The sequence below is a fragment of the Nocardia sp. Tas62D01 genome, from assembly GCF_055232035.1.
In genome coordinates, this window is sequence record NZ_JBUYUZ010000001.1 from 7,406,310 (window position 1) to 7,430,524 (window position 24,215).

General features: G+C 65.1%; 29 protein-coding genes. 23 read left to right on the top strand and 6 right to left on the bottom strand.

From position 1 onward, the window contains the following. Positions 1-37 precede the first annotated feature (37 nt). The 10 genes from ACV7NQ_RS35385 (at position 38) to ACV7NQ_RS35430 (ending at position 7,887) form a co-directional block, all read left to right on the top strand. On the top strand, positions 38-565 hold the full coding sequence (locus tag ACV7NQ_RS35385) for an ATP-binding protein (protein WP_463363523.1): 528 nt from the start codon (positions 38-40) through the stop codon (positions 563-565). After that, entirely contained in the window at positions 555-1,340 is a 786-nt protein-coding gene (locus ACV7NQ_RS35390; RefSeq protein ID WP_463363524.1) for an RNA polymerase sigma factor SigF, read from the top strand. The genes ACV7NQ_RS35385 and ACV7NQ_RS35390 overlap by 11 nt, the downstream gene beginning before the upstream one ends. Before the next feature lie 578 nt (positions 1,341-1,918). Further along, the gene (locus ACV7NQ_RS35395) at positions 1,919-2,314 is read left to right on the top strand and encodes a hypothetical protein (RefSeq protein WP_463363525.1); all 396 of its coding nucleotides are present in this window, start codon (positions 1,919-1,921) and stop codon (positions 2,312-2,314) included. 249 nt (positions 2,315-2,563) lie between these two features. Next, the gene (locus tag ACV7NQ_RS35400; protein ID WP_463363526.1) at positions 2,564-3,274 is read left to right on the top strand and encodes a response regulator transcription factor; all 711 of its coding nucleotides are present in this window, start codon (positions 2,564-2,566) and stop codon (positions 3,272-3,274) included. After that, complete coding sequence (locus ACV7NQ_RS35405; RefSeq protein WP_463363527.1) at positions 3,261-4,382, top strand: ATP-binding protein; 1,122 nt, start codon at positions 3,261-3,263, stop codon at positions 4,380-4,382. The genes ACV7NQ_RS35400 and ACV7NQ_RS35405 overlap by 14 nt, the downstream gene beginning before the upstream one ends. Positions 4,383-4,477: 95 nt before the next feature. After that, entirely contained in the window at positions 4,478-5,065 is a 588-nt protein-coding gene (gene ectA / locus ACV7NQ_RS35410; RefSeq protein ID WP_463363528.1) for a diaminobutyrate acetyltransferase, read from the top strand. Further along, positions 5,062-6,324: a diaminobutyrate--2-oxoglutarate transaminase gene (ectB, locus tag ACV7NQ_RS35415; protein WP_463363529.1), complete on the top strand. Its 1,263-nt coding sequence runs from the start codon at positions 5,062-5,064 to the stop codon at positions 6,322-6,324. Before ectA ends, ectB begins: the two co-directional genes overlap by 4 nt. A 1-nt stretch (position 6,325) precedes the next feature. Next, positions 6,326-6,721 (top strand): ectoine synthase, encoded by a 396-nt coding sequence (locus tag ACV7NQ_RS35420; RefSeq protein WP_463363530.1) that lies wholly within the window; start codon positions 6,326-6,328, stop codon positions 6,719-6,721. Positions 6,722-6,735: 14 nt separating this feature from the next. Then, a complete protein-coding gene (gene thpD / locus ACV7NQ_RS35425) occupies positions 6,736-7,644 on the top strand; it encodes an ectoine hydroxylase (protein WP_463365946.1) in 909 nt (302 codons plus the stop codon). A 69-nt stretch (positions 7,645-7,713) separates the two neighbouring features. After that, positions 7,714-7,887: an NADAR domain-containing protein gene (locus tag ACV7NQ_RS35430; protein ID WP_463365947.1), complete on the top strand. Its 174-nt coding sequence runs from the start codon at positions 7,714-7,716 to the stop codon at positions 7,885-7,887. 49 nt (positions 7,888-7,936) lie between these two features. Here the strand turns inward: ACV7NQ_RS35430 and ACV7NQ_RS35435 are convergent, their stop codons facing one another. The 4 genes from ACV7NQ_RS35435 to ACV7NQ_RS35450 all read right to left on the bottom strand — a co-directional run bounded on the left by ACV7NQ_RS35435 (position 7,937) and on the right by ACV7NQ_RS35450 (position 10,993). Beyond that, on the bottom strand, positions 7,937-8,938 hold the full coding sequence (locus tag ACV7NQ_RS35435) for a tetratricopeptide repeat protein (RefSeq protein ID WP_463363531.1): 1,002 nt from the start codon (positions 8,936-8,938) through the stop codon (positions 7,937-7,939). 89 nt (positions 8,939-9,027) lie between these two features. After that, positions 9,028-9,537 (bottom strand): hemerythrin domain-containing protein, encoded by a 510-nt coding sequence (locus ACV7NQ_RS35440; protein WP_463363532.1) that lies wholly within the window; start codon positions 9,535-9,537, stop codon positions 9,028-9,030. 250 nt (positions 9,538-9,787) lie between these two features. Next, positions 9,788-10,126 (bottom strand): VOC family protein, encoded by a 339-nt coding sequence (locus tag ACV7NQ_RS35445; RefSeq protein WP_463363533.1) that lies wholly within the window; start codon positions 10,124-10,126, stop codon positions 9,788-9,790. An 81-nt stretch (positions 10,127-10,207) separates the two neighbouring features. Further along, positions 10,208-10,993 (bottom strand): helix-turn-helix domain-containing protein, encoded by a 786-nt coding sequence (locus ACV7NQ_RS35450; RefSeq protein ID WP_463363534.1) that lies wholly within the window; start codon positions 10,991-10,993, stop codon positions 10,208-10,210. Between the two features lie 28 nt (positions 10,994-11,021). On the opposite strand from ACV7NQ_RS35450, the gene ACV7NQ_RS35455 reads away from it, so the two are divergent. Together ACV7NQ_RS35455 and ACV7NQ_RS35460 are read left to right on the top strand one after the other, a co-directional pair. Then, the gene (locus ACV7NQ_RS35455; protein ID WP_463363535.1) at positions 11,022-12,101 is read left to right on the top strand and encodes an NAD(P)H-dependent amine dehydrogenase family protein; all 1,080 of its coding nucleotides are present in this window, start codon (positions 11,022-11,024) and stop codon (positions 12,099-12,101) included. Continuing rightward, positions 12,098-12,598, top strand: coding sequence for a carboxymuconolactone decarboxylase family protein (locus ACV7NQ_RS35460; protein WP_463363536.1), 501 nt, complete (start codon positions 12,098-12,100; stop codon positions 12,596-12,598). The genes ACV7NQ_RS35455 and ACV7NQ_RS35460 overlap by 4 nt, the downstream gene beginning before the upstream one ends. A 488-nt stretch (positions 12,599-13,086) precedes the next feature. Here the strand turns inward: ACV7NQ_RS35460 and ACV7NQ_RS35465 are convergent, their stop codons facing one another. Continuing rightward, the gene (locus tag ACV7NQ_RS35465; RefSeq protein ID WP_463363537.1) at positions 13,087-13,839 is read right to left on the bottom strand and encodes an NYN domain-containing protein; all 753 of its coding nucleotides are present in this window, start codon (positions 13,837-13,839) and stop codon (positions 13,087-13,089) included. 81 nt (positions 13,840-13,920) lie between these two features. Continuing rightward, positions 13,921-14,859: an LLM class flavin-dependent oxidoreductase gene (locus tag ACV7NQ_RS35470; RefSeq protein ID WP_463363538.1), complete on the bottom strand. Its 939-nt coding sequence runs from the start codon at positions 14,857-14,859 to the stop codon at positions 13,921-13,923. Positions 14,860-14,997: 138 nt separating this feature from the next. Here ACV7NQ_RS35470 and ACV7NQ_RS35475 point away from each other — a divergent pair, with 138 nt between their 5' ends. The 11 genes from ACV7NQ_RS35475 (at position 14,998) to ACV7NQ_RS35525 (ending at position 24,212) form a co-directional block, all read left to right on the top strand. After that, entirely contained in the window at positions 14,998-15,333 is a 336-nt protein-coding gene (locus tag ACV7NQ_RS35475) for a hypothetical protein (RefSeq protein ID WP_463363539.1), read from the top strand. Between the two features lie 437 nt (positions 15,334-15,770). Further along, the gene (locus ACV7NQ_RS35480) at positions 15,771-16,145 is read left to right on the top strand and encodes a hydrogenase maturation nickel metallochaperone HypA/HybF (RefSeq protein ID WP_463363540.1); all 375 of its coding nucleotides are present in this window, start codon (positions 15,771-15,773) and stop codon (positions 16,143-16,145) included. Further along, positions 16,103-16,939, top strand: coding sequence for a hydrogenase nickel incorporation protein HypB (hypB, locus tag ACV7NQ_RS35485; RefSeq protein WP_463363541.1), 837 nt, complete (start codon positions 16,103-16,105; stop codon positions 16,937-16,939). Before ACV7NQ_RS35480 ends, hypB begins: the two co-directional genes overlap by 43 nt. 87 nt (positions 16,940-17,026) lie before the next feature. Further along, positions 17,027-18,082: an NADH-quinone oxidoreductase subunit B family protein gene (locus ACV7NQ_RS35490; protein WP_463363542.1), complete on the top strand. Its 1,056-nt coding sequence runs from the start codon at positions 17,027-17,029 to the stop codon at positions 18,080-18,082. Positions 18,083-18,093: 11 nt separating this feature from the next. Further along, positions 18,094-19,890, top strand: a complete 1,797-nt coding sequence (locus ACV7NQ_RS35495; RefSeq protein ID WP_463363543.1) for a nickel-dependent hydrogenase large subunit — start codon at positions 18,094-18,096, stop codon at positions 19,888-19,890. A 30-nt stretch (positions 19,891-19,920) separates the two neighbouring features. After that, entirely contained in the window at positions 19,921-20,850 is a 930-nt protein-coding gene (locus ACV7NQ_RS35500; RefSeq protein WP_463363544.1) for a NifU family protein, read from the top strand. Next, a complete protein-coding gene (locus tag ACV7NQ_RS35505; RefSeq protein WP_463363545.1) occupies positions 20,847-21,482 on the top strand; it encodes a DUF5947 family protein in 636 nt (211 codons plus the stop codon). Before ACV7NQ_RS35500 ends, ACV7NQ_RS35505 begins: the two co-directional genes overlap by 4 nt. Next, positions 21,479-22,117, top strand: a complete 639-nt coding sequence (locus tag ACV7NQ_RS35510; protein WP_463363546.1) for a DUF6084 family protein — start codon at positions 21,479-21,481, stop codon at positions 22,115-22,117. The genes ACV7NQ_RS35505 and ACV7NQ_RS35510 overlap by 4 nt, the downstream gene beginning before the upstream one ends. Further along, complete coding sequence (locus ACV7NQ_RS35515) at positions 22,114-23,481, top strand: hypothetical protein (RefSeq protein ID WP_463363547.1); 1,368 nt, start codon at positions 22,114-22,116, stop codon at positions 23,479-23,481. Before ACV7NQ_RS35510 ends, ACV7NQ_RS35515 begins: the two co-directional genes overlap by 4 nt. Further along, entirely contained in the window at positions 23,463-23,582 is a 120-nt protein-coding gene (locus ACV7NQ_RS35520) for a DUF6893 family small protein (protein ID WP_463363548.1), read from the top strand. Before ACV7NQ_RS35515 ends, ACV7NQ_RS35520 begins: the two co-directional genes overlap by 19 nt. A gap of 153 nt (positions 23,583-23,735) precedes the next feature. Next, the gene (locus ACV7NQ_RS35525) at positions 23,736-24,212 is read left to right on the top strand and encodes a hydrogenase maturation protease (RefSeq protein WP_463365948.1); all 477 of its coding nucleotides are present in this window, start codon (positions 23,736-23,738) and stop codon (positions 24,210-24,212) included. Positions 24,213-24,215: the final 3 nt, after the last annotated feature.

The window sequence follows — 24,215 nt, forward strand, 5'->3', positions numbered from 1 at the left end:
TAGGCGGTCCTTGATCGTAGGCCCGAAGGAGTGGCTCATGCGCGTGCCGCCGGGTATCGGCACCCACGATCGGTCGATGAGGAAGGATCGGCACGCAGACAGCTCGGTCGGTGGCGAGGAAAAGGCGGTGGTTGGCATGGGGGAGCAGATCTCCAAAGCAGCGGTGGGAACGACTATCGGAGTTCGCGTGCCCGCCGACCTCGAGCAACTGATCATGCTGCGCGCGCTCACCGAAACCGTCGCGCTCATCGCGGATTTTGCGATCGATGAGGTGACCGACATTCGACTGGCGCTCGATGAGGTGGCCACCTCGCTGATCCTCGATGCGGTTCCCGACAGCATCCTCGACTGCGAATTCAGCTACGACGGCAAGCAGATGTTGGTCCATGTCGCCTCGGTCGCGGCCGTGCAATCAGCGGTAGGCGACGGCAGTTTTGGTTGGCACATCGTGCGCACACTGACGGATTCGATTGCCGCGGCGCAGGAACCGTTCGACGAGAGTGTCTGCGGCTATCCGACCGTGGTGGACTTCAGCTGGGTGCGGGGTGCCGCAGATGGCGGGTGAGGCTCGTGCCCGGGGCGACAGCTATGACAACATCGAGCCGCTGTTCGAGAAGCTGGCGGCCTTCGATGCCGATGATCCGCGCCGGGATGCCGAGCGGGCTGAGCTGATCGGGCGTTGTCTGCCGCTTGCCGAGCATATCGCGCGCAAGTTCGCCGGTCGCGGTGAGAATTTCGATGATCTGCTGCAGGTGGCGCGCCTGGGCCTGGTGCACGCCGCGGACCGTTTCGATGTCACGCGAGGTTCGTCTTTTCTGTCGTTCGCGGTGCCGACGATCATGGGGGAGGTGCGAAGGCACTTCCGCGACAACACCTGGGCCGTACGAGTTCCGCGGCGGGTCAAGGAGATTCAGCTCACCATAGGTCCCACCATCGAGACGCTTTCGCAGCGGCTCGGCCGGATGCCGAGGGCGCGGGAGATCGCCGCCGAACTCGATATCGATCTGGTCGAGGTCACCCAGGCCCTCATCGCGAACAACGCGTATCAAACCTCCTCGATCGACGCTCTGACCGGTGACGACGGCGAGAACACCACACTGCCGTTGCTGGATTCGCTCGGCGCGGACGAGCCGTCCTACCATCTGGTTGAGGACTTCATGGCGGTCAAGCCGCTCATCGCCGAGTTGCCCGAGCGGGAACGCCAGGTGCTGACCATGCGATTCTTCGAGTCGAAAACCCAGTCCCAGATCGCCGACCACTTCGGCGTCTCCCAGATGCACATCTCGCGCATTCTCTCGCGAACCCTGAACCGACTGCGCGAACAAGCGCTGCGCGACTGACCACGGCCTCCGGTCGAGATGGGTCACTGGATGGTCGGCGGTGGTTCCGACGGTCGCGGACCGGGCAGCGGCGGGCTCGGGTCCGGCGGCGACGGTTCTGGAACCGGTGTCGGGACAGGTTCGGGGACCGGCGGAACGGGTTGTCCCGGTTCGGGTATCGGCTCCGGCGGCGCCGGATTGGGTGGCACCGGCTCGGGCACATCCGGCGGCACGGTCGTATCGATCGGGTTCATACCCGGTCGATACCCGGGATGATCATCGGTAAACAGGTCCGACGGTCATTGCGACCACGAGCCGCTTCGAAAATCGAAGAGTTCCGATTGAGCCGGTCGACAGCGGGTAAGCGGCGAATGTCCACCTGATACCGATATTTCGGAGGTAGATATCGTGACCGAACACGCGTAGCCTCGCGCACCCTGAACTCGTTGCGCGAGCAAGCGCTCCGCGACTGAGCGGTCCATGGATTCCGTTGCGGCGGAATCTATTTCGTACTGAACGCACCGTCAGTTTGCCGAACTCGCCGTACGGGTATGCAAGGGGTTAGCCGGAAAGATTGCCTACGGCGTAGGAGGGTCGTCATGAACTATCAGCGACGACCAGGCACCCGGACTTTACATCTCGCTCCGGGTAGTTCGAGGTCGCTGAAGTACGCACAGGAAATCTCCTCGCCCGAGGAGCAGCCGGAGCGCGGACGCACGCTGGCCACCACGAATCACGAGGTCATTCGGCAGTGGGCGGAGAAGCGTGGCGCTCGTCCGGCGACCATGCCGGGCAGTGAATACAACGGACGACTGGCTGTGTTGCGGTTCGACTTCCCCGGGTACGGCGGCGCCGTACTGCAGCCGGTGGACTGGGACGAATGGTTCGCCACCTTCGACGCCGAAAGGCTGATCCTGCTGTATCAAGAACAGCGGGCCGACGGCTCTACCAGCAATTTCAATAGGCTCGAAGGCATCGACCGTATGGTCGGGTGACTCGATGCGGGGTCCGGCGCGCGTGTGTCGGACTTCACCTCGTCCTTGCGTTCCAGCCGCATTCATGACCAGACTGGACGTTGCCGTTCACTCAGTTGATCGGGAAGCGCAACGTTTACCGAACGGGCGGCCCGGGTATCTGTGTGTTCGGCAAGTAGCTCGAAGTGCGGAAACTGTCGCGTCAGTCTGGGGATGCGATTTCTCCGTGGCGCGGCACGCTCCTGCGCGTGTCTGCAAAGGATGATGGTCTTGAGCGCGAACCTGATGATCGTGGAAGATGACACCCGCGTGCGTGGTGCACTGCGGCTGGCCATGGAAGACGAGGGCTACGACGTCGCAGAGGCGGAGGAAGCCGAGGATGCGCTCATCCATCTGCGCAGCAATGGCGTTCCCGATGTGATGATCGTCGATCTGATGCTCGGCGAGATGGACGGCTTCGACTGCATTCGGGAGATTCGGCGCGAACACGACGTACCGATCATCGTGGTCAGTGCGCGTGACGATACTCACGATGTGGTGGCGGCGCTGGAGGCCGGTGCGGACGATTTCGTCACCAAGCCGTTCGAGATCAAGGAAATCACCGCGCGGATGCGCGCGCTGCGCCGCCGGGCCCGGTTGTCCGCGGAGCGGGATACGCCACAGGAAGTGGTGCTCGACGCGCATCCGGATGCCCCGCTGGTGCTGGCTCCCGAGGGCGGGGCGGTGCGCCGTGGAGAGGAAGAGATCGCGCTGACGCTGACCGAGTTCCGGCTATTGTGCGAGCTGGCCGAAACCCCCGGCCGGGTGCTGAGCCGCACTCTGCTGCTCGAAAGGGTATGGGACCGTGGCTTTTTCGGTGACGAGCGCATCGTGGACGTCCATATGCGCCGGCTGCGCACCAAAATCGAGCTGGATCCCTCCGATCCGCGCATCGTCGTGACAGTGCGTGGACTCGGTTACCGGCTCGATGTCCGTCGCTGATCGGCGGCAGCATGCGGCCGAACGCCGATTCGGGTTCGATCCGGGGCGTTGGAGCCTACGCAGCCGGGTGATGGCGGCGTTCGCCGCCATCACCGCGCTCATGTCGCTGGTGCTTGTGGTGTCGGTCTTCGTCATCAGCCGCAGTTATCTGGAGGCGCAGCGGGCGCAGCCCGAAGGGTATTCGGCCGGTGATCTGCAGTCCGATCTGGAGCTGCTGCTCAATGTCCTGATGGGCGGTGCGCTGATTGCCACCGCAATCGGCGCCGCCGTCGGCTGGTGGGCAAGTAAGCGGGTGCTGACGCCGTTGCAGCAGGTCTCCCGGACGGCCGCGCGGATCGCCGCGGGTGATCTCAGCACCCGCCTGCCGGAGACGCGCGATCAGGACCTGGCCACCACTGTGGAGTCATTCAACACCATGGTCGACTCGCTGCAGCGACGCATCGAGCGCGAGCATCGGCTCGTCGGCGATGTCAGCCACGAACTGCGCACCCCGCTGACCACCCTGACGACCAGCGTGGACGTGCTGAACCGGCACAGCGGCGACTTCCCGGAGCGACCGCGCCGGGCGCTGAGCCTGGTCACCGACGAGGTCCAGCACCTGCGCAGGCTGCTCGACGACCTGCTGGCCCTGGCGCGAGCGGAGGCGGGCATCCATCGCGGCGATGCGGATCCGCTCTCGGTGCGCGAGTTGCTGACACACACGCTGGCCGACAGCAGGCATCCTCCGGAGCTGCTGACCACGGTTGAGGACGTGACCGTCCTCGGTCGCAAACTCGAGCTGGAGCGGGCCGTTGTCAATCTGCTGAGCAACGCCGATCGGCACGGCGGTGGCGTCGTCGGGGTCACTGCGTGCCGCGACGGCGGCGACGCGGTGATCACCGTCGACGACGCCGGTCCCGGCGTGCCGGTTGCCTACCGGGCACGCATCTTCGAACGCTTCGTGACCGCACAGACGAGTCGCAGGTCGGTCTCCGGGACGGGGATCGGCCTGGCGTTGGTTGCCGAAACAGTGGCGACGCACGGCGGCCGGGTCGTGTGCCTGGACCGCCCGGGCGGCGGCGCCCGGTTCGCGATCCGGCTGCCCGTGCTCGATGAAGACCGTGCGTGACCGTTTCGTAACACGACCGTAAAGAACTCGACCAGTTCACCTCAATGTAACTTCGTAAGTCTGGGTAAGTACTGCAGACCCAACCTGGGAGTTGTATGTCACTGCCGACCTCGACCACCGCAACGATCGACCGAACGTCTGCCGAATCCTCTTCGGCCGCTACGACATCCGCGCCTGCCGCCCGTGTGGTGCTGCGTGCACCACGGGTGGGCGACGCGGCCCATATCTGGCGGATCGCCACGGACTCGCACGTACTGGACACCAATTCCAGCTACGCATACCTGCTGTGGTGCCGGGACTTCCCCGCCACCTCGGTGGTTGCCGAAGTGGGCGGCCGGGTCGTGGGGTTCGTGATCGGATACCTGCGCCCCCAGGCGCCACACACGGTGTTCGTCTGGCAGGTGGCCGTCGAGCGCGCCCAGCAGGGCCGCGGCATCGGAGCGGCTCTGCTCGACAAGCTGCTCGACACCGTTGCCGAGGCGGGTGTTTCGGTACTGGAAACCACCATTTCACCGGACAACCCCGGATCCATCGCCATGTTCTCCGCCGTGGCACGGCGCCGCGCTGCGCGAATCACCAAGCACCCCTTGTTCGATCCCGGAGTTTTCCCGGACAGCCACGCCGCCGAAGACCTCTACCGAATCGCACCGACCGCCCGTACGACACAGGAGGATCGTCGTTGATTACCGCTGAAACCACCATTTTCGAAGAACTCGAATCGAATGTTCGCGGCTATTGCCGGGCCTGGCCGACGGTATTCACCACCGGCAAGGGAAGTTGGCTGCACGCCGAAGACGGCAAGGAATACCTCGATTTCTTCGCGGGCGCTGGCGCGCTGAACTACGGCCACAACAATCCGATTCTCAAGCAGCCCCTGCTTGACTACATCGCGAGTGACGGCATCACGCACGGCCTTGACATGTCGACGGCGGCCAAGCGCAAGTTGTTGGAAACCCTGCGCGACACCATCTTTGCGCCGCGCGGCCTCGAATACAAGGTCCAGTTCCCCGGCCCGACGGGGGCCAACGCGGTGGAGGCGGCGCTGAAGCTGGCGCGCAAGATCACCGGCCGCAAGACCATTCTCAGCTTCACCAATGCCTTCCACGGCATGACGTTGGGCGCGCTCTCGGTGACCGGCAACGCCGCCAAGCGGGCCGGTGCCGGCGTGCCGCTGGTGCACGCGACCCCGATGCCGTACGACGGCTACTTCGACGGCACCACCGCCGATTTCCAGTGGATGGAACGGGTGCTCGACGACACCTCCTCCGGTTTCGATCGCCCGGCCGCGGTGATCGTGGAGACCGTGCAGGGCGAGGGCGGCGTGAACGTCGCGCGCCCGGAATGGTTGCGCCACTTGGCCGGATTGTGCGCCGCGCGCGAGATCCTGTTAATCGTCGACGACGTGCAGATGGGCTGCGGCCGGACCGGACCGTTCTTCTCCTTCGAGGTCGCGGGCATCACCCCGGACATCGTGACGCTGTCGAAGTCGATCGGCGGCTACGGGTTGCCGATGGCGCTTGTGCTGTTCAAGCCGGAACTCGATCAGTGGGCGCCGGGCGAGCACAACGGCACCTTCCGCGGCAACAACCCTGCCTTCGTCACGGCACAGGTTGCGCTGGAACACTTTTGGTCCGACGGCACGCTGCAGGCCTCGACCGAGGCGAAGGGGCAGCGGATCGAGCGGACGCTCGGTCGGTTGGCCGCGGAGATCCCCGGTGTCTCGCTGCGCGGCCGCGGCATGGTGCAGGGCGTGGTGTTCGACGACCCGTCCCAGGCGGGCAAGGTATGCCAGGTCGCCTTCGAGCGCGGGCTGCTTGTGGAGACCTCCGGCTCCATGGACGAGGTGGTGAAGTTGTTGCCGCCGTTGACAATCAGCGACGAGGAACTCGATCTCGGCATCGACCTGCTGAGCACCGCTATCGATACCGTGGGAGGTTGCTGACATGATCGTGCGAACCACCGACGCCATCACCGGCACCGAACGTGACGTCGCGGGCACGGGTTGGCGCAGCAAGCGCATCATCCTCGGCGGCGACGGCGTCGGCTTCTCCTTCCACGAGACCACCATCGACGCGGGCACCGAGCACGAATTCCACTACCGCTATCACGTGGAGGCGGTGTGGCTTATCGAGGGCGAGGGGACGCTGACCGATCTGGACAACGACGTCACCTACGAACTCCAGCCCGGCTCGATGTATCTGCTGGATGAGCACGAGCGCCATCGCCTCCAGGCGCGCACCCGGATGCGGATGATGTGCGTGTTCAATCCGCCGGTCACCGGGCAGGAAGTCCACGACAGCAACGGCGTCTACCCACTGGTGACCGCCCACGTCAGCTGAAAGGCGCAATAGTGGTGGCGCACGCAAACAATCGCATCGATCGTTATCCGACTCGGTTGATCGGCCCAGCGCCGCACCTGGATCGTCCCGATCCGACGGTGTGGGGCCGGATCGAGAACGAGGAGCTGGCAAGCTTCGAAGCCGACGGCTTCGCGATCCTCGATGCGCTACTGACCCCCGGTGAGGTGGCCGATTTCAGCGCCGAAATCGACGGCCTCGCCGGGGATCCGGCGCTGCGAGACGACGACCGCGTCATCGTGGAGAAGTCCTCGCAGCGGGTGCGCTCGATCTTCGAGGTGCACCGGCTCAGTGCGGCCGTCGCCGAACTGGTGGCCGAGTCGAGAGTCGCCGGACTGGCCAGGCAGGTGCTCGGTTCCGATGTCTACCTGCATCAGACCCGGGTCAACTACATGCCGGGGTTCCGCGGCACCGGGTTCTACTGGCATTCGGATTTCGAGACCTGGCACGCGGAGGACGGAATGCCCGCACCCCGTGCGGTGAGCCTATCGATCGCGCTGACCAACAACTACCCGATCAACGGCAGCCTCATGGTGATGCCCGGTTCGCACCGCACCTTCGTGCCGTGCGCGGGCAGCACCCCCGCCGAGCACTATCGGGAGTCATTGCAGGAGCAGGAGATCGGCGTGCCGACCCACGCGGATATCGAGACGCTGGCCAACCGATACGGGATCACCCAATTCACCGGCACGGCAGGGTCGGCGCTGCTGTTCGACTCGAACATTATGCACGGGTCGTCGAACAACATCACGCCGTTCCCGCGCTCGAACATCTTCCTGGTGTTCAACAGCGTCGAAAACACCGTGGAGGAGCCGTTTGCCGCGCCGGGCCGCCGCCCCGGCTACGTCGGCAGCCGTGACTTCACTCCGGTAGGAACCGCGGTGCGCGCACACGTTCAGCCGTAGGCGCGCAGCGACTTCGGACGGCAGGCGCGCGGGTTCAATGAAATCATCTGGGACACAAAATGTTTCGAGATCGTGCTGGCCGGGAACGTGGCGAAGTTTGGGCAGCACGAGGAACTGAAGCAGTACCTGCTCGGTACGGGGGAGCGAGTGCTGGTGGAAGCCAGCCCGATGGACCGGATCTGGGGTATCGGGCCGGCCGCCGATGATCCCCGAGCGAGCATCCCGCGCGCTGGCGCGGATTGAATCTGCTCGGGTTCGCGCTGATGGCCGCGCGGGACGAATTGCGCGCGGCTCAGCCGGAACTGAGGGAATGATTGGTGTCCGCGACGCGATCCTGCGCGGCACAGGCCCGCCAGACCCGGGCCTCTGACGAGTTGCCCCGACGCTCGAGCAGTTCGGCGAGACCGATCATGGCGCGGGGTTCTCGGCCGTCGGCCGCCGCCCGCCACCAGCGTTCGGCATCGGCCAGATCGCCGCGACGAAACCGCACAACGCCGAGGTCATACGCTGCGGCCGGGTGACCGGATTCCGCGGCCTGCGCCCACAGACCGCAGGCCTGATCTTCCTCACCGCGGTTGTACATGGCCACGCCGAGGTCGTAGAGGGCGCTGCGGTAGTCGGGGTTGGCCGAACGGGTCGGTTTGGGCGGCGGTGCGACGGCCGATTCGTGTGCGACGGCGGGCTCCTGCGTTACGGCGGGCTCGTGCACACCTGGAGGCTCCCGCACAACAGCAGCTTCGTTCGCAACGGCCGCCGGTTGGCTCGGTGCGGGGAGGTCTTCCACCGGCGCGGCCTGGACCGCCAGTTCCACCACAAGATTCGCGAAATTCGGCGGACCTTCACCGACACTGCACCACAGCACGAGCTGGCCGCTCGGCGGTTGCTCGATGAGCATTCCATAGTTGCCCGACCAGGACTGTTGTATCCCGAACGGATCGACCCACACCGGCGTGAGACTGAACATCGCGCCCGGATCATTCGGGACCAGCTCGAAGGTGATGCCGGCGGTGAGGGCATCGCTCCACACGTCGACACCGCCGAGCCGCTGGTCCGCGAGACCGATGTATCCATCGATCACCGACAACCCGATCCCGTGCCCGCGCAGGCCGACGGGCGGCGCCGCGGACAGCAGCGTCATGCTGACCCAGATCGGCGCGGGCCCGATCTGCTCGGTGTACATCGGATAGACCATGCTGCCGTTCCAGCGGATCGGATCGGCGGTCTGGTAGCGGGCGGCCAGCGGTAGATTGTCGGCCGCATTCCGAGCATGCCACTGCGAATACGGCTGATTCATGTCGCGCCCACCTTCCGCCGATGCTCGTCGGCCACGTCCTGCGCGGTACGGCCGGGTATACCGTACCGGGCGGGTATCTGGTCGTCGTCTCAATTCTCCACTGGTGCGCATACCGTTATGCCGAAGAGTTCTTCGGTTGTTCGACTACCCAATTCGAGCGCGTTCAAGGCCTGCGCGAGCCGACGTTCTTCCCACCGGAAGTGGGATTCGAGGATGGCGGCGAGGCCGTCGAGTTCGCGCCGCACATTGTCCGCATTGTCGGGTCCGACGGATGCGAGCAGCTGCTCCAGCCTGCGCAGAATATCCGCGACCAAGCGATGATCATCGCTCAATTCGGCGAGTACCGGTGCCAATTCCGGGAATTGGGCACTGAGTGCTGGGAAGGCCGTGGTGTCCTCGCTGGTGTGATGACGCGTCAAGGCCGAGCAGAAGGCCGCGCAGTGGGTCCGAAGTCGCGTCGGCCGCACCGCATCGCCCTCGAGGTAGCGGGTGAACTCCTTGCGTACGTGGGCGAGTTCGGCGCGCAGTCGCTGGTGTATTTCGGTCAGCTCGCGTCCCAGAGCCTGTACTCGATCAGTCGACCGGGATGTGTCGGGCATGGTTCGTCTTTCGATCGAGGAATAGGAGAGGCCATCGGTCGGAACAGACCGGTGGCGAGTAGCCCCGAACAACGGGGCTCCGTTATGCGATGTGGCCAACGCCGAAGGCGCGGCTCGGCGTCACTGCGGGCGCAAATGTGGACGCACGGCGGTCTCCTCGATCACGGCGCCTCCATGTCGATCGCCGTCCACTCGGCGCCGACACGCGACACGACCCAAGGTCTAGCACGGCACTCGACCGCCGCTCAACTCATGATTGATTTGGTAGCCCGAAACGCACGCCCTGGTCGTCGGTGCAGAAGGCAAATCGCCCGAAGCCGGGCTCCTCGGGCCCTGCGTCCTCGGCCGTGCCGCCGAGCTCGCGCACCGAGGTCACGGCGGCCTCGATATCGGAGACGGCGAAGAAGATATCGATGCGCCGGTCCTCGTCCTTGTCATGCAATCCGCCGCGCACGCCACCGGTTTCGAGCCATGCCTGGCCGCGGTCGCCCATGGTGTGCGGCGCCCAGCCGAGCAGTTGTGTGTAGAACTTCTGTGCACGCACCGCGTCGGGTACGCCGATTTCGAAGAAGGTGGGTTCGCCGGTCATGATGATTGCCTCCGTATTGTCGATGTCGTCTGAGACCACCGACCGTAGGCTCGTGGCGCCGCGTCCGTCTTGGACGAATGTTCACCCGTCGGTGGTGCCGCGGGTGCTCGAGACATCGCCGTTTTGCGTCGCGATCCACTGCATCGGCGTACATCCCGCGAGCTTTCGGAAGTCCCGGTTCATGTGCGCTTGGTCGTAATAGCCGCAGGCGGAGGCGATCGATTCCAGTGAGCGGTGTCCCGGTGCGGTGAGGAGTTCGGTGGCGCGACCGAAGCGAAGCACACCGGCCGCCGCTTTGGGGGGCACACCGACCTGCTCGCGGAATCGTTTCGCCAATCGGGCTCGGCTCCAACCTATTTCGGTGAGAATCCCGCCGATGGTCGCGGTGCCGCTCGTCTGCTCCAACCGGTGCCAGGTGTAGGCGACCTCCGCGTCGGGTTCGGGCCCAGCGGCGGCGAACCGCGCGAACAGCGCATCCAGCAGATCGAATCGTTGGACCCAATCCGTCTCTGCGGCAAGGCGTTCAGGCAGCTCGCGACCTGCTCGCCCGAGCAGGTCGTAGAGGCCGACCACGCGATTGTTCAGTTCGCTCATCGCCATGCCTGACAGCCGGTACAGCCCGAGCGGTGTCAATCGCACCTCGATGCAGTGTTGTGCGCCCGCGTGCCGGGTGGAGGTCGGGCCTTGGCTCGGGCCCGCGGCGAACGATTGCCAGGAGCGAGGGGATTGCGATTCGGTCGCGTCGGTGACGAGCAGCGGGTCGTCGAATTCGACGATGAGCACCGGCGCGGCGCTGGCCGGTTCGCTGCGATGGATCGGCTGCTGAGCGAGCTCGCAGAATTCCGTGTACCCGCGTACCTCAGACAACAAACCAAGCGCTTGCTAGGCTCTGTCGATGATCCCCACCATCGTCTGGGGCACGGGCAATGTCGGCCGGTCGGCCATCCGTGCAGTCGAGGCCCATCCCGCGCTGAAACTCACGGGCGTGCTCGTGCACAACCCGCAGAAGGTCGGCTGGGATGCGGGCACGCTGGCCGGGTTGGACTATGAGGTGGGTGTCGCGGCTACCGGCGACATCGACGCGATGCTGGCCTCGAGCCCGCGCGCCGTCGTCTACGCGGCCTCCGGCGACATCCGGCCCGACGATGCGCTGGCCGACATCATCAAGGCGATCCGAGCGGGCGCGGTCGTCGTCACGCCCGCGCTGTATGCCCTCTACGACCCACGCAACGCTCCGCCGGAATTGCGCGATCCTGTACTTGCGGCGATCGCGGAGGGTGGCGGCTCGCTGTTCGTCTCCGGTGTCGACCCCGGGTGGGGCAATGACGTGCTGCCGGTGTTGCTCAGCGGTCTCGGACATACCGTGGATGTGATCCGCTGCCAGGAGATCTTCGACTACTCGACCTACGACCAGCCCGACTCGGTCCGCTATCTGGTCGGCATGGGTCAGCCGATGGACTATCAGCCGCCGATGACCGCGCCCGGTATTCCGACCATGGTGTGGGGCGGGCAGATTCGGCTCATGGCACGCGCGCTCGGCGTCGAACTCGACGAGATCCGCGAGACGTTGGACCGGCGCGCGCTCGAGGACACCGTCACCACGAAGACCATGGGTGAATTCGAGGCGGGCAGCCAGGGCGCGGTGCGGTTCGCGGTGCAGGGCATCGTCGAGGGCGAGCCGCGCATCGTCATCGAGCACGTCACCCGGATCCACCCGTCCTGCGCACCGGACTGGCCGACGCCGCCCGACGGCGAGGGCGCGCATCGCGTGATCATCGAGGGCCACCCGCGCATCGAGGTCACCATCGAAGCCGGTGACGAGGACGGCAACCGGTCCGCAGGCGGAAACGCCACTGCCGTAGGCCGATTGGCCAACGCCATCGACTGGCTGATCGACGCCGAACCAGGTCTCTACGACGCGCTCGATGTCCCACTGCGTCCCGCGGTCGGCAAGCTCGGAAGGAAACACCAATGATCATCGATATCCCCGAGGGCAAAGATCCGATCGGCTACGTCTGGGGCGAAATGGTCCCCGGCATCGGCCTTGCCGCCTCCAACTTCTCCCTTTCGGTCTACTCGCACACCACCCTGGGCCTGCGCGAATTCGAGGCCGCCCGGCTGCGCATCGCCCAAATCAACGGATGCATCTTCTGCCTCGACTGGCGCACCGAACGCGACGGTCAAAAGGTCGAAGCGGAATTCGCCGACGCCGTCACCAACTGGCGCACCACCGACGCCTTCGACGACCGCACCCGCCTGGCCGCCGAATACGCCGAGCGTTACGCCGAGGACCACCACAACATCGACGAAGAGTTCTGGTCCCGAATGACCAAGCACTACACCCAAACCGAAATCGTAGAACTCAGCATGAGCATCGGCTCCTGGCTGGCCTTCGGCCGCCTCAATCGCGTCCTCGGCCTGGACGCGGTCTGCGTGCTGCCCGGGACACTCGCGCCGAGCCGTCACCGCTAATACTTCAGCAGCACTTCGTGTTCCTCGAGCCATACCCGCAGGTACTTGACCTGACGGTAGGATCTTTCATGTTCACCCGAGTTCGCGTTCATGGCTCGCCGCGCCGCTGAGAAGGGTTGGACAGAACCGCAGCACGGTGCACCGCCAGCACCCCGTCGCGCTCGCGCGGACCATGACCGACCACGTCGACAGATGTCACAAACCTGACCTGGGCGGGTCTTCGGAGGCGCGGGTGTTTCCCATCTGTGACTCGACCAGTGCAGGAGAAGACCGTCGTCCCGGACGCCGGTCGGGAGCAAAGGAAGAGCAACGGGCGTCTCAGCTTCCGCCGCTGGGGTGGCCTTCAGGTCTTCATACGAAGCAGCGGAAGCCCTGCATCTTCGTCGGCACATCCGCTCTGCTGTCCTACGGCGGCGCGATCATCGTGGTCGTGCTGATCGGCGTCGGCACCGACCTCGGTTGGCGGAGTACCGCTGATCCGCGGTGGACTATTTGTCCGTGCGGTGGCGGATGTCGCGGACGTGGGTGACCGGCGGCTTGCCGTCACCGGGGCTGCGCGACTCCATATCGAAAAGGGTTGTCGCACTAAAGAGTTCGCCGAGTTTGCCGAAACCATAGCTGCGGGAGTCGAAGTCGGGGCGCTGCTTGGTGATGATCGAACCGACCGTGTCCAGGCGCGCCCAACCGCTGTCGTCGGAGGCGGCATCGACGGCGTTGCGGAGCAGGTTCATCAGCTTGCTGTCGCCCTTGAGCTGATTGGCGGCGGTGCGGGATTTGGTCGTCGGGGCGTCTTCGGTGACCTCGGTGAGGTTTTCGGTGTAGATGAACTTGTCGCAGGCCGCTACGAACGGCTTCGGTGTTTTGCGCTGGCCGAATCCGTAGACGGTGAGCCCGGATTCGCGGATCCGGCTGGCCAGCCTGGTGAAGTCGCTGTCGCTGGACACGATGACGAAGCCGTCCAGCTTGCTGGTGTACAGCAGGTCCATCGCGTCGATGATCATCGCCGAGTCGGTGGCGTTCTTGCCGGTGGTGTACCCGAATTGCTGGATCGGCTGGATCGACTGCGCAAGCAGATGGTCCTTCCAGCCCTTCAGGTTGGTGCTCGTCCAGTCGCCGTAGGCGCGTTTGACGTGGGCCGTACCGTACTTGGCGACCTCCGCGAGCAGGCCCTCAGCGATCGCGGGCTGGGCATTGTCGGCGTCGATAAGCACCGCGAGGCGGGTGGCGTTCTCGCTGGCCAAGACGATCCCCTTCGGCAGGTGACGGTTGACATCTCACAGTAGACGTCGGACCAGCCGCACCGGGATCGCCGGCCGGATCGGTCAGGGTGTCGACACTGTCTGCAAGGCGGGCAGCAGGGTGTCGGCTATCGCGTCCAACTGGCGGCAGGCATCGAGCGAACCGATGCGCAGCACCACGTGGGATGCGCCCGCGGCGAGATAGCGGCCGAGCCAGTCCGCGCACTCGTCCGCCGAACCACCGAAATAGGCTTGGATGGTCGACATTTCGTCCAAGGAGCGGCGGTAGTACTGCCGAACGTAGCCGTCGAGTTCGTCACGGGCTCGCGCGGCGTCGTGGTTGATGTTGATCGTGACATAGAAACCGGGCGTGATGGTCCGGGTGGTCTGCTCCTGAATCGACTCCCATGCGCGGGCGTAGGCGTCCGGATCGGGCAGGAAGGGCAGCCAGCCGTCGTAGTGCCTGGCGACCCGCCGCAGGACCCGAGGCGTGTCGCTGCCCGCCAGCCAGAGCGGCGGACCGGCCGCGTCGTGGGTGGGCAGGGTGCCCGAGAGATCATCGAATGTCCAATACCGGCCGTCGAACCGACCGCCACCGGCCCAGCTCTGCCGCCAGATCGTCACCGTCTCGTCCAGTCGCCCCACCCGCTGCTCGAACGGTGCTCCGATGGCCGCGAATTCGTCCGCGCTCTCCGGTATCGGAAATCCGGCGCCGAGTCCGAGGACGAGCCGGCCGCGGCTGAGCTGATCGACGGTCGCGGCGCCGTGTGCACCGAGCAGCGGGTGGCGCAGCGTGGCGGTGTATGCGGCCGTGCCGATCCGCACCCGTGAGGTGCTTGCCGCTACCGCGCCGAGCACTGCCAGCGGTTCCGCCCTGGTCCGCGCCAAGGGTGAATCGCCGATCCACACCGAGTCGAACCCGGCATCCTCGGCAGCCTGCGCAAAGGTCACCAACCCGGCGGCATCATGTTCGCCGGTCATCGCGGTCTCGCGGCTCGGCAGCAACACACCGATCTGACTCATGCCGACAACCCTGCTGGGCAGCGGGATCTCAGGCAATTACCTCAAAGGTAATTCCAGCAGACGCGGTAGCGGCGTAATACGCTGTTCCAGTTCGCCTCTTCTCGGCGGAAGGCAACTTCGAGAACGAAGGGGGCCGCAGTGACGCTTCGGGATCGTCTTAACCACTGGCCAACGATCAACGACGGCTCGCTCATCTACGGTGCGCCGTACGAGACCGGCGAAGGAGTCACCGTCATCACCGTCGCGCGAATCGGTGGCTTCCGGCCCATCGCTCGGCCGGTAGGACTGTTTTCCATCCACGATGGGAAGGTGTCGTGGACACCGGCGGTCGATGAGAGCCGGATAGTTCTGATGGGTGAACTGATCGGCCTGCTCGCGGCGGTTATCGGCACGCTCGCGGTGCTTCGTCGTCCACCATGGCCGGATTTGTCGTGGCGAGTCGGTTCGAGGCGGCACAGCTCGCCAACCGGGTAGCCATATCCCGGACGGCTGCTTCGGGTCGTCACCAGACCCGGTAGGGCAGCGTGTCGGCAGGGCCAGCGTGGCCGCGTAGCCAGTGGTCCGGTCCACCACCACGGTCATGCGTAGCTGCCACTGCCCGGCCAGCGGGACTCGCAGCCCCTTGGAGACGAAGTAATCCGGTCCGAGTTCGACCGCATCCACTCGTCCAAACGACACATCGATCGGCCCGAGCGCGCCGTCGGCCCGGGCGAGTCTCCCCGTCACCTCCGCGGCGGCGACCGGTCGTCTCACGCAGACTCGCAGTCAAGAGGCCGGGTATCAGTCCGGCAAATCGAGCCCGACTGTGTCCGGGTTCGCGCCCGGCCGCGGATCGCGAATACCTGGAGGTGGCTTTCGCGCAGGAGTAACGTTAGCTGTCCGCTCTCTCGTCGAGTCGAGTCGAGGCTATCGTGCACGAAATGGCGATCACCCAGAGTGTCATCGACGCCGTGTGTGGGCACGCGGCGGGCGCAACGGTGCACAGCGTCACCGTTGCGGTGGGCGCGCTCTGCGCGGTGGTGCCGGAGGCGATGCAGTTCTGCTTCGAGCTCGCCGCCGAGGGCACGGTCGCGGAGGGGGCGCGGCTCGAGATCGAGCAGGTACCGGGCCGCGCTGTCTGCCGGTCCTGTGGCGCGGACTTCACGCTGGCCGATCTGATCGTGTTGTGCCACTGCGGCAGTGCCGACGTCGAGGTGATATCCGGGCGGGAATTGCGAATCCGATCAATGGAAGTGAGCGAAACATGTGCGCAACCTGCGGATGCGGCAACGACGCGGCAGCCATGATCACCGTCCCGCTCGAGCATCATCATGAGCACGCGGACCATCATGAGCATGGTGGCGGGCACGACCACGATCATCACGATCACGGCGCCCATCATGTACACCTGCCGGTGACCGAGACCGTCACGCTGGAGCAGAAGATCCTGGCGAAGAACGATCTCCTGGCTGGTCATAATCGCGAATGGCTCGAGCAACGAAACATCGTGGCGTTCAACATGACCAGCTCGCCCGGCGCGGGCAAGACGACATTGCTGGAGCGCACGATCCGGGAGCTCGGCGACGTGCCGATCGCCGTGATCGAGGGCGACCAGGAAACCCTGCTCGACGCCGAACGGATCAAGGCGACCGGCTGTGCCGTGGTGCAGATCAACACCGGCGCGGGGTGCCACCTGGACGCCGACATGATGCGCCGCGCGCTCGACACTCTCGACCCACCGTCGGGCACGCTGTTGTTCATCGAGAATGTCGGAAACCTGGTATGCCCGGCGCTATTCGATTTGGGCGAGCGCGGCAAGGTCGTGGTCATCTCGGTGACCGAGGGCACGGACAAACCACTGAAATACCCACACATGTTCGCAGCCGCAGGGCTTGTTCTGGTCAACAAGATCGATTTGCTGCCCTATGTCGACTTCGACCTGGATAAATGCCGCGAATATGCCCACTCGGTCAATCCGGGTGTCGAAATTCTCCCGATATCAGTGACCACCGGCGACGGCGTGTCTCACTGGTATGAGTGGCTTGCGAAGGAACGCGAAGCGGTGGCGTCCGGTCTTGATGATGTTGTCGGCCGGGCCTAGACTCATGTAATCACGTTCACAGACAGGTGATGATCTTCAAATTGGGTGAGATTGTCACCGGGTGTCCGGCTCCGGAAGGTGGCGCTCGTGCCAACTCAGGAAGCAGTCAGAGCCGAAGAAACGTTGATTCATGTGTTGTGGATCAACGCAGGGCTCAGTTGTGACGGCGATTCGGTGGCGCTGACCGCGGCCACTCAGCCGAGTATCGAAGAAATCGCGCTGGGGGCGCTCCCCGGCCTACCGAAGATTGCCGTCCATTGGCCACTCATCGATTTCGAGTGTGGCCCGAATGGGGGAGCCGACGACTTCCTCGAATGGTTCTTCAAAGCCGATCGGGGTGAATTGGAGCCATTCGTGCTGGTCGTGGAAGGCTCGATTCCCAACGAACAATTGCACGAAGAAGGTTACTGGTGCGGGTTCGGTAATAACCCCGCCACTGGACAGCCGATGACAACCAGCGAATGGCTCGACCGGTTGGCGCCGAAAGCGACCGCCGTAGTAGCGGCCGGCACCTGCGCGACCTACGGCGGCATCCACGCGATGGCCGGTAACCCGACCGGCGCCATGGGCGTGCCGGACTATCTCGGCTGGGAATGGAAGAGCAAGGCAGGCATTCCGATCGTCTGCGTGCCGGGTTGCCCGATCCAACCGGACAACCTGGCGGAAACGCTGACCTACCTGCTCTACATGGCGACCGAACAGGCGCCGATGATCCCGCTCGATGAGGCGCTGCGGCCGAAATGGCTGTTCGGCGCTACCGTCCACGAGGGCTGCGACCGGGCGGGCTACTACGAACAGGGCGACTTCGCGACCGAATACGGATCGCCGAAATGCATTGTGAAACTGGGATGTTGGGGCCCGGTCGTCAAATGCAATGTGCCCAAACGCGGCTGGATGAATGGTATCGGCGGCTGCCCTAACGTGGGTGGCATCTGCATCGGCTGCACCATGCCCGGGTTCCCCGACAAGTTCATGCCGTTCATGGATGAACCACCCGGTGGGAAGCTGTCTTCCGCCGCATCCGGGCTCTACGGATCGATGATCCGCAGCCTGCGTTCTATCACCGGCCGCACACTCGATAAAGAACCTGGCTGGCGGCACAAGGGCACAAAGCTGTATTCCGGCGCGTCACGCACCTGGTAGGAGAATCTTCGATGACACAGATTATCCCCGAGCCGTCGCACCGAATGATCGACCCGGAAAGTCTCGTCGAGATGTCCTGGGATCCGATCACCCGAATCGTCGGCAGCCTAGGAATTTACACAAAAATCGACTTCAAGAATCGGGAAGTGGTCGAGTGTAACAGCACCTCGTCGATTTTCCGCGGTTACTCGATCTTCATGCGCGGCAAGGATCCGCGCGACGCGCACTTCATCACCAGCCGCATTTGCGGTATCTGCGGTGATAACCACGCAACGTGTTCTTGCTATTGCCAGAACATGGCCTATGGGGTGAAGCCGCCGCACCTGGGCGAGTGGATCGTGAACCTCGGCGAGGCCGCCGAGTACATGTTCGACCACAACATCTTCCAGGAGAACCTCGTCGGCGTGGACTTCTGCGAGAAGATGGTCGCCGAAACCAATCCCGGTGTGCTGGCCAAGGCCGAGAACACCGACGCGCCACACGCCGGCGAGCACGGCTACCGCAAGATCGCCGACATCATGCGCGCGCTCAACCCGTTCACCGGCGAGTTCTACCGCGAGGCCCTGCAGGTCAGCCGGCTTACGCGCGAAATGTTCTGCCTGATGGAAGGCAGGCACGTGCATCCATCGACGCTGTATCCCGGTGGCGTCGGCACGGTCGCGACGATCCAGCTGATGACCGACTACATGTCCCGGCTGATGCGCTATGTCGAGTTCATGAAGAAGGTCGTGCCGATGCACGACGACCTGTTCGACTTCTTCTACGAGGCGCTGCCCGGCTACGACCAGGTGGGTCTGCGCCGCACGATGCTCGGCTGCTGGGGTTCGTTCCAGGATCCCGAGGTGTGCAACTTCGCGTACAAGGACATGGAGCAGTGGGGCCGCAAGATGTTCGTCACCCCGGGCATCGTGGTGGACGGCAAACTGATCACCACCTCCCTTGTCGACATCAACCTCGGCATCCGAATCCTTTTGGGCAGTTCGTATTACGAGGACTGGACCGATCAGGAAATGTTCGTGAAGACCGATCCGCTCGGCAATCCGGTGGACCGGCGGCACCCGTGGAATCAGCACACCAATCCCAAGCCGCAGAAGCGCGACCTGGACGACAAGTACAGCTGGGTGATGTCGCCGCGCTGGTTCGACGGCACCGACCACTTGGCCCTCGACACCGGCGGCGGGCCACTGGCCCGGCTGTGGTCGACGGCGCTGGCCGGGCTGGTAGACATCGGCTACGTGAAGTCGACCGGACGCAGCGTCCAGATCAACCTGCCCAAGACCGCGTTGAAGGGCCCGGTCAGCTTGGAATGGAAGATTCCCGCCTACGGCAGCAACACGATCGAACGCAATCGGGCGCGCACCTACTTCCAGGCATACACGGCGGCGAGCGCACTGCACTTCGCCGAGAAGGCCCTGGAAGAGATCCGCGCCGGCCGGACGAAGACATGGGAGAAGTTCGAGGTGCCCGACGAAGGCATCGGCTGCGGTTTCACCGAGGCCGTGCGCGGCGTGCTGTCGCATCACATGGTGATTCGGGACGGGAAGATCGCGAACTACCACCCGTATCCACCGACGCCGTGGAACGCCAGCCCGCGCGACAGCTTCGGCACTCCGGGACCGTACGAGGATGCGGTGCAGGGCCAGCCGATCTTCGAGGAGAACGATCGCGAGCACTTCAAGGGCATCGACATCATGCGCACGGTGCGCAGCTTCGATCCCTGCCTGCCGTGCGGTGTGCACATGTATCTCGGTAACGGAAAGACGCTGGAGAAGCTGCATTCACCCACACAGACACTGACGGCGGAGTGACACGGACGGGCGACACGACAGGAGATGACAGTGGAGGATCGCCCGGGGGATCAGGACGACGTCGTCTTCGACGAGACTCGCTGGCGCGATGCGGGCGAGCGGATCGAGACGTTGCTCGACGCCAGCTCGGCGGGCGGCGCGGTCGCCAGGGAGCGGGCCGAGCAGTTGGTGCGTGAAGTCGCGGACCTGTATGGCGCCGCACTGGCGCGGGTGCTGCAGCTGGTCGATGACCAATCCACCGATCGGCTGGGTCGAGATGATCTGGTGGCGAGCCTGCTTCTCGTGCACGGACTGCACCCGCACGATGTGTACACGCGGGTGCAGACGGCGCTCGACAGCGTGCGACCCTACCTCGGGTCGCACGGCGGCGATGTGGAACTGCTCGGTGTCGCCGACGGTGTAGTCCGGCTGGAATTGACGGGCAGCTGCCGCACCTGCCCGTCATCGTCGGTAACGCTGGAACTGGCGGTAGAGGATGCCGTGCGGGCCGCCGCACCTGAGATCGAGTCCATCGAAGTGGCTGCCGCGCAACAGGAGGCGCAACAGGAATCGACGAGCGGAGTGTTCTCCGCCGACTCGTTGTTCTCGCGCGTGCATTCCAACGGTCACCAGTCCGGCAGCTGGATCGCGGCGCCGGAGCTGGCCGAATTGCAGCCGGGCGAAGTCGGCGGGTTCGCCATCGCCGGGTTGACGATCGTGGCCTGCCGAGTCGGTGACCATCTGTTCGCCTACCGCGATCACTGCCCGGCGTGTGACAAGTCGCTCGCGGGTGCGGTGCTGCATCGTCGGGTCGGATTCCCGGTCGGCGACGCGGTGCTGCGCTGCCCGACGTGCCTGGCGCACTTCGACGCGGTGCATGCCGGGGCGCGGGTCGACGGTGACGGACACCTCGAACCGTTGCCGGTGCTGGTGCGTTCGGGCGAACTGTCGGTGGTGGTACCGGTGGGGGTGAGCGGGTGACATCCCCGTTCCGAGTGCTGCAACGCATCACCGCCGATCGCAAACCGGCGGTACCCGTCGGCGAGCGCTGCGAGATGTGCGCCGAGGCCATCGCCGAGGAGCACCAGCACGTCGTGAATGTCGAAGGCAGACAGCTGATGTGCGTGTGCCGGGCCTGCTATCTGCTATTCATCGATCAGAATGCCGCGCTGCGCTATCGCGCCGTGCCGGACCGCTACCTGTCGTTCCCGGAATTCACGATCAGTCAGGGCGAGTGGGACGCGCTGGAGATACCGGTCGGGTTGGCGTTCTTCTTCCGCAATTCCGCGCTCGGCCGCACCGTCGCCTTCTACCCGGGTCCGGCGGGCGCCACCGAATCCGAACTGCCCCTTGCCGAATGGCGTGCGGTGCTGGAGCGGCACCCGGAGATCGATGTGCTCGCTGACGACGTCGAGGCGCTGCTGATCCGCGTGCCCGACCGCGGCACCGCCGATGCCGCGTGCCTCTTGCTGCCCATCGACGCCTGCTACGAGTTCGTCGGCCGGATGCGGATGCTGTGGCGCGGCTTCGATGGCGGCCAGGATGTCCACCGCTATCTCGACGAGTTCTTCACCGCGATGTCGGCGCGTGCGCGACCCGGCGGCGCGCGATGAGCCCCGTCAACTCGATCACCTTCGCGGTCCTCGACGTCAAGCCGGAACCGTATGCGGTGGCGCCGATCCTGTCTGCTCGGGTCGGGATCGCCGCACTCGGGGCGGACCCGGTGCACGCCATCGCGCTGCGGGCCCAAGTGCGGATCGAACCGCATCGCCGCCCCTACAGCGAGGAGGAAAGTGCTGGGCTCGTCGACCTGTTCGGCCCGCGCGAGCGCTGGCGCGATACCCAGCGGACTTTTCTGTGGATGCACTGCGCCACCATGATTCCCGGATTCAACGGCGGCACCGAGGTGGACCTGCCGATGCCGTGCACCTACGACTTCGAGGTGACCGGGTCGAAGTATCTGCACGCGCTGCGCGAGGGCACGGTGCCGTTGACCTTCCTGTTCAGCGGCACCGTATTCATCAAAGGCAGCACCGGTTTCGCGATCCAGCAGATTCCCTGGGATCGCGAGGACAAGTTCGATATGCCGGTCGCGGTCTGGCACGAACTGATGGCCGCGCATTTCCCGAACACCGGCTGGGTGCGTCTGAGCAGAGAAACACTCGACGCGCTCGCCGCCTACAAAGCCGGCCACGGGATGCTGGGATTCGATGACGCGGTCTCGCGGCTACTGGAGGAGATCCCATGAGCAGCACCAAGTCTCCGTGGTCCGCGCAGGTGCGCGCCGTTGCCGACGCGGTGCTCTACGAGGGCTACCTGCTCTATCCCTATCGGGCGAGCTCGCGCAAGAACCAGTCCCGGTGGCAGTTCGGTGTGCTCGGCCCAGAGGGCGCCGCCGAATCCGGTCTCAGTGAGGATTCGAGCCTGTCGGCGCAATGCCTGGTCGAAGCGGGCGCGCAGCCCTCGATCACGCTCGCGGTCCGGTTCCTGCAGTTGCAACGCCGCGCTGTCCAGGACCGGGACGCGAAGCCGGTGGACGATCTGACGGTCGATGCGCGGACCTGGATCAGCTGGGACGAAGCCGTGGAGTGCGATATCACAGTCGGCCCGCTGCCGTTGACGGACACGACACAGCCACTACCGGTTTCGGGTGCCACCGATGTCGAGGAGATCGTCGACGCCGCGGGCAACCCGGCCGGGCGATTGGTGCGCACCCGAGTTCCGTTGGAGGGTGAGCTCGCACTGTCGGTCGAACGCGACGGCGAATACCTCCGTATCACCATCCGGGTCCGCAATATCGGTGCGCCGGCGACCGACAAGCCCGACGCCATCGCTCGATCGTTCATCGGTGCCCACGTCATCGCGGAACTCGATGGCGCACAGTTCATTTCCCTGCTGGAGCCGCCACCGGACGCGGCCGCCGCCGTGCCACGCTGCGCCCAGCACCGCTGCTTCCCGGTCTTGGCGGGCCCTCCAGGCGACCACAGCATGCTGCTGATCTCACCGATCATCCTCTACGACCACCCGGAGGTCGCCGAGCAGAGTGAAGGACCGCTGTTCGACTCCACCGAGATCGACGAAATCCTCACCCTGCGGGTGATGACCATGACCGATGAGGAGAAGGCGCAGGCCCGCGCGACCGATCCTCGAGCCGCGCAGGTCATAGACCGCTGCGACGCCATGACCCCGGACGCGATGCAGCAATTACACGGGGTGCTGCGCGACCCACACCTCGGGCAGCCTCGCCTCGTCCCTGAAGTACCCGAGGGCATCGATTGGTGGGATCCATTGGCGGACAACGCCGTTAGTCCAGAGTCGGACGCGGTGTCGATCTGTGGAGTGCGGGTCAGCAAGGGCAGCCGAGTGCGATTGCACCCGTCACGCCGCGCCGACGCCCAAGATCTGTTCTTCGACGGCAAACTCGCCCGCGTCACCTCGGTGCACGAAGACGTCGACGGTCGCGCCCACGTCGGGGTGGTCATCGACGACGACCCCGCCGCCGACCTGCACGCATGGTATGGCCGCTACCTGTATTTCGCGCCGGACGAAATCGAACCACTCGACAGCCCCGAAAACCGAAAGGAAGGTCCGCCATGGAAATCGTGGGAGTGATCGCGACGGGAGTGGTCGCGCTGATAGTGGTAGGCGGCGCCTACCTCGGCCTCCGGTCGATACCGGACATCAGGCGCTATTTGAAGATCCGCCACATGTAGTAAACGAACAGAAGGGCACATCGTGAGCGACCAACGAGAAGAACCACAGTCCGAGCGCGGCGCTCCCGGTTCACGAGACACCGGTTCAGCGACCGGCGAAGTCGGCGGCGCGAAACGGCGGAGCGACCTCCCCGACCGAGGACAAGGGGTAATCTGACGGCGAACGTACTGGTCGCCGGGATCGGCAATATCTTCCTCGGCGACGACGGATTCGGACCGGAGGTGGTGCGGCGGCTGCCGCAGCACCCGGACGTCGGCGTGCACGTGGTCGATTACGGCATTCGCGGTATGCACCTCGCCTACGACCTCCTGGACACGTGGGACGCGCTGGTCCTCATCGATGCCGTACCGAATCGCGGTGCGCCGGGAGAGATAACGGTCTTTCGCGCTGAGCCGGATGTGACGGGTGCCGCGCAACTCGACGCGCACGCCATGAATCCCGACGCCGTGTTCGCGAGTGTCCGGGCCCTCGGCGCGACATTGCCGCCGACCGTGGTCGTCGGCTGCCAGGTCGAATCCGTCGACGAGGGCATCGGTCTTTCCGTGCCGGTGGCGGCCGCGGTGGACGCGGCCGCGGCTGCCGTCGATCGGGTCGTCACCGATCTGCTGACCACCCGACAGGAGGTCTGAACA